2 protein-coding genes and 1 pseudogene are annotated in these 2,262 nt (G+C 47.7%); all 3 read right to left on the reverse strand.

Annotated elements, in window-relative coordinates; all coding sequences use genetic code 11:
• Window positions 1-135: pseudogene (locus tag ACFIJJ_RS09525) on the reverse strand (phage tail protein); the annotation flags it as partial.
• Complete coding sequence (locus tag ACFIJJ_RS09530) at window positions 132-638, reverse strand: phage tail protein (RefSeq protein WP_375646772.1); 507 nt, start codon at window positions 636-638, stop codon at window positions 132-134. The pseudogene ACFIJJ_RS09525 and the gene ACFIJJ_RS09530, both read right to left, overlap by 4 nt.
• A gap of 13 nt (window positions 639-651) precedes the next feature.
• Window positions 652-2,262: phage tail tape measure protein (locus tag ACFIJJ_RS09535; protein WP_375646773.1), on the reverse strand; the 1,611-nt coding region annotated here is incomplete at its 5' end.

The following is a 2,262-nucleotide window of genomic DNA, read 5'->3' on the forward strand; positions in this document are numbered from 1 at the left end:
TGTGGCTTCTAAATAGCCTTTGAGTAAACCAGCTTTCCTCCGGTCTCTGAACACTGCCATGGCATGGTGAAAGCAGAGGAGATCGAGGCTCATATCCTCTAGCTCTACAACAACATGTTTTTCTGGTATCTTCATGGAATTTGTCCCACTTGGATTTGTCCCACTTGGATTTGTCCCACTTGGATTTGTCCCACTTGGATTTGTCCCTCTTGGTATTGTCCTTGTGGTTTTCCGCCATTAAAAAAGGGCAAGAGCGTAATGGAATAGCGGATGCGCTGAGATTGACCAGAGCGACTGATATAGTCGTGGTCTTTTGTGATACTGGTGATTACTACGGGTCCATGGAGAAGGACACTATAGGTGGTATCATTGATCCAACGAAGCATCTGGACCGGCTTTGCTCTTCGGATAGTTGTGGTGATGGCATCAATGGCTACACGATCACCAAACTCTTCTGGAAACAACACCCCATGAATGGTTTTGGGATCATTGCCATAGCCAGTAAATTGCAAACTGGGTGCCTTTCCAAAACGCTCCATACAAACCCATGAGGCAAAAAACTCTTCTTCAAAGGATTGGAAATTTAGCCAGTCCACGTAAAAGAGATGTGGTCCTAACATCATCAAAGGATCTCTCATAGACGCCCTCCCCTCATTCTGTCCCGCCATGCAATGCATTGGCGCGTGCCCGTTGCAAAGCATGGGCAACCGCACGACCAGTGGCCATGGGTTCACGCGCCCCATTAACATGCACTGTGACATTTTGATTGTGTGTGATGGGGGAACGGTCTTTGTCTCTTTGCTCTCTGGCAGATGAATTTACAGGAGAAGCCCCCGCAAATTGCACGATGGGTTGGATGGCTGTTTTACCCCCCAAAAAACTTGGCAAAAACTCTCTTACATCAATGGAACCAATCCACCCCTTAATGCGGCTAGGCAAAGATTTACAAAAATCGCTCAACTTTGTGATAGGTGCCATAAAGCCATCGACAATCGAATTAGCCAGATCTTCGCCCGCTTGTTCCATACCAGCCTTGGCTCTCTCCGAGAGCTTTTCCTGTGTAAAAAAACTCTTCAACCATTGCCAAAAGTTGGAAAAGCTTTGTTTAACGCCCTCCCACAAATTGCCAAACCACTCGGCAACAGAGGAAAGCTCTTGTTTAAACTTTTGCCAAACTTGAGAGAGATCAAAAGCATTGGCGATTATATTTTTCCAACGCGTAATGGTGGTGGTATCAGCACCAAAAAAGCGCATGACGGCTTCAAAGGCACGCCCAAAAGCCCGAGATACCCCCCGTGCAAAACCTTTGACAAATGAAGAAAAACGATCCCAATATTTCCACAAAGCAAAACCAGCAGCCAATATGACCGCCACAACAGCAGCAATGACCGCCCCGATCGGGGTAAAAATACCCCCCACAACAGAGGCAATACCAGCTCCAACCACTTCGATCACTGTCCCGATCCAACCAAAAGAGGCAGCAAATGCACTTCCTGAGACAGCAATCCCCCGTAAAGCCCCTACCAGTAAAGTTATGGGGCGAAGAAGACGCAGCGCACTTCCACCAAAGCTTGCTGCTATTAAACCCAGCGAGCGCCCTGCAGCCAATAGCCCTCGCCAGCTTGCAGCAACACCACGACTAACAGCACCCATCTTGATAAAAGAGCCCATCAATTGAAGAAGCCCAAGGCGTGTGCCAGCCATGGTAAAGCGCAACACGCGCAGAGCAATATTAAAAGCCATCAGAGCGGCAATGGTTTTGATAATGGCGCTTGTTAAAGTTGGGTGCGCATTCGCCCACGCCATAAGCCCATTAGTAAAATTACCAACAGTTTCCATGAGACTGTTGAGAGGAGGCAGAAGCACTTCACCAATGCTAATCCCCAGAGCCACAATACGGTTTTGTAAGAGTTCAAATTGCCGCATGGCACCGGTTGCTTGTTTGTCTGCTTCTTGTTCTACCGAACCTTTAAAGACTTGTGGATCTTTCACATAATCTAAAGCTTGCCCTAACAATTCGGGGTTGCCCACCAATTTGGCAAAATCACCAGTAAAATCGCGCCCAGCAATGGCAATCAGAGAACGCATGCCCTGTTCGGATTTCGCTAAAACATCAAAAAAGCGTACCAAGGTACCGGTGGCATCTTTGTCCAGATCTTGCATGAATTTTTCGCGAGAAAGCCCGATATTGGCAAAAGCATCTTCAATATGTTTGCCTCCTGCCTGAATACGGGCACTCATGGCATTAAAACCACGCGCGGC

Origin of the sequence: Bartonella sp. TT29SHDZB, from assembly GCF_042193395.1 — a bacterium.
Classification (GTDB): domain Bacteria; phylum Pseudomonadota; class Alphaproteobacteria; order Rhizobiales; family Rhizobiaceae; genus Bartonella.

Coding starts and splice junctions, on each gene's coding strand:
- ACFIJJ_RS09530 (WP_375646772.1), bottom strand. CDS start 638: ATGAGAGATCCTTTGATGATGTTAGGACCACATCTCTTTTACGTGGAC.